Genomic DNA, 2,319 nt, shown 5'->3' with positions numbered 1-2,319 from the left:
GCCGATTTCCCGGCGAGCTGGTAACCCTCGGTCTGACCGCTCAGCATTTCATCGGCAAGCTGGTCCATCCGGGCCATCAGTTCGGCGCTGGTTTCCGTCGTCTGCTGTTCCCGGCGGGCCAGCTCTTCGCTCAGCCTGTTCAAGAGTTCATCGGCAAGCTGATCCATCCGGGCTATCAGTTCAGCGCTGGTCTCGGTCGTCTGCTTATCCTGGCGGGCCAGCTCTTCGGTTAGAAACTCGCGCAGCTCGGTGATCCGCGAGGCCTCGGCCTTGGCCGCCAGTTCCTGGGTGGTCTGCAGTTCCCGGGCGTGGCGGCGGTCCCGGAAGATGGACTCGGTTTTCTGATAGCCCAGCGCAAAGATGAAAAAGGCCCCGAGAATGACCAGCAGACCCAGCATCACCAAGCCCAGGGGCGCCTCAACCTCGGCCACCCCCAGGAACAGCGGGGTCACGGTAATCAGCACCTCCCAGTTGAGAACGGTAAAGACCGCGATGACAATAAAAATAAGCAGCAGCAACAGGGCAAAAATTTTCATAACAACCCTCCGTTTGGCCGCCCGGCCCCGGGCGCCGCTCTTCGCAACCCGGGGCAGTGCAGCACCAAGTACCCACTTCAACAGCCCATAGGGACGGATTTTAAATCTGTCCCCCACGGGAATATCGTCTTAATCTTGCGCCCGGCCGCACCGCCTGTCAAGCGCACAATAATAGGACCGATCCAGTGATGTCCGGTTAGAACCTTGCATGATGAACGCAAATAAAAAATAGTCCAGCGAGAGCATTTTTTTCTTGACAATGAAGCCAAAAAATTTTGCGCAACTTCTTGAAAGACTCATAATTTCAAGGAGATATGCGTATGAAAATCGTCAAGTTCTACTCGCGCCGGCATGTTGTTCCGACCCACAAACAGCTTGTGTTGCCTACCAAACCGGCATTGCGCACGGCACCACCACTTTTATCCGGATCAAATAAACCGCTGGCAATGAATACCGAAGAGCTGATCAACATCCTGACTTATTATCACTTGCAAGAATTTTCTTCAGGCCGGGAGCTGATCCAGGCACTGCAAGAAGATGATTATGCCAGGCAGTTGATCGCGCCGGCCGGCGGTATTAAGCACTCGACCTTTTTCGATACAGTGAATGAGCGCGGGGTCGAGCAGCTTCTACATGTATTTACTGAACTCCACAAAAAGGCGGCCACCACTCTCCCAGCCCGCTTTGCCGAACTCGGCGACTTGGTGGCCATAGATGGTTCTTTCATTGACTCCGTCCTCTCCATGCATTGGGCCGAATACCAGAGCAACTCCCGTAAGGCGAAGCTGCATCTTGGCTTTGACCTGAATCACGGTATCCCCCGGAAGCTGTTTCTCACCGAAGGTAACGGTTCGGAGCGCCCTTTTGTCAGTCGCCTCACCGAACCGGGGCAGACGGCGGTGCTGGACCGGGGCTATCAGACCCATCACCTTTTTGATCAATGGCAAAAGGACGGTTGCCACTTTATCTGCCGCATCAAAGGCAATACCCTCAAGACGATCCTTGAAGCGCACATGCTTCCGGATGATTCCAACGTGTTTTTCGATGCCAGAGTGTTGCTGGGTACCCCTGACATTAACCAAACCGAAAAACCGCTGCGGCTTGTTGGCTACACCGTTGCCGACAAAAAGTACTGGATAGCCACGGATCGTTTCGATCTGTCAGCAGAGCAAGTGGCGATGGTCTACAAGCTCCGCTGGGAAATCGAAAAATTCTTCACCTGGTGGAAACGGCATCTCAAGGTCTATCATCTTTTCGCCAGAAGCCGGAACGGCTTGATGGTACAAATTCTGTCCGGTCTGATCACTTACCTTCTCTTGGCAATTTACTGCCAGGAACAACATAGTGAGCCGGTTTCTATTAATCGCGTTCGGCAACTGCGAAACCAGATTCGCAATGAAGCCATGCGGCTTTCGGGCAATAAACCACCCGGTGCACCAAGACGATGCGGCGGCAAAGCCCGAAGAAAAATGAAAAAGCTACATGCAAGTTTCTAACCGGACATCACTGGGTCAGACCCCAATTTCCCCCCTAGCGAACCCTGTCAAGGATAAAGATTTGACCCCCCTTTTGGTTCTGGCATCGAAAAACACGTTGGAATCATCCGGAAGCATGTGCGCTTCAAGGATCGTCTTGAGGGTATTGCCTTTGATTCGGTGAGGCGGCTGACAAAAGGGCGCTCCGAACCGTTACCTTCGGTGAGAAACAGCTTCCGGGGGATACCGTGATTCAGGTCAAAGCCAAGATGCAGCTTCGCCTTACGGGAGTTGCTCTGGTATTCGGC

2 protein-coding genes and 1 pseudogene are annotated in these 2,319 nt (G+C 53.6%); 1 reads left to right on the top strand and 2 read right to left on the bottom strand.

Annotated features, from left to right (window positions below; genetic code table 11):
* A partial coding sequence (locus AC6F7T_RS03770; RefSeq protein WP_500716647.1) for a hypothetical protein occupies positions 1-536 on the bottom strand: 536 nt, incomplete at its 3' end.
* 320 nt (positions 537-856) lie between these two features.
* On the opposite strand from AC6F7T_RS03770, the gene AC6F7T_RS03765 reads away from it, so the two are divergent.
* Entirely contained in the window at positions 857-2,032 is a 1,176-nt protein-coding gene (locus AC6F7T_RS03765) for an IS4 family transposase (RefSeq protein WP_500716646.1), read from the top strand.
* Between the two features lie 47 nt (positions 2,033-2,079).
* Here the strand turns inward: AC6F7T_RS03765 and AC6F7T_RS03760 are convergent.
* Positions 2,080-2,319: pseudogene (locus AC6F7T_RS03760) on the bottom strand (hypothetical protein); the annotation flags it as partial.

This window comes from Pelovirga sp. (assembly GCF_059864205.1).
This window is presented reverse-complemented; position numbering and strand designations above follow the sequence as displayed.